The 267-nt window shown below is 39.0% G+C and carries 1 protein-coding gene; it reads right to left on the bottom strand.

The window, feature by feature from the left end:
• Window positions 1-226 (bottom strand): hypothetical protein (locus ACQPUY_RS17755; protein WP_430843386.1); only part of this gene is annotated, 226 nt, incomplete at its 3' end.
• Window positions 227-267 lie beyond the last annotated feature (41 nt).

Below are 267 nucleotides of genomic sequence, written 5' to 3'. Positions count from 1 at the left end.
CGAATACATAATTGCGGAAAATTTTCGATTGTTGTAAAGCAGGAATAAAAGGGAAGCAAAGGATAGACACTAAAGTAAGGGCGGAAATAACCCAGAAAGCCCCATGAATAAGCATCCGCCATTTTTCTCCCAACGGCTGGGTTACTGTTTTAACCGCTTGAAATACATACCAATCGAGCAATAACATGATGCCTGCTATCACCCATAAAGTACCCGAATTACGCATATACTAAATTGAAAATTAAAGATAGGCAAAGCAGCCTATAA

This window comes from Clostridium nigeriense, assembly GCF_050585245.1.
GTDB lineage: Bacteria > Bacillota > Clostridia > Clostridiales > Clostridiaceae > Clostridium > Clostridium nigeriense_A.
This window is presented reverse-complemented; position numbering and strand designations above follow the sequence as displayed.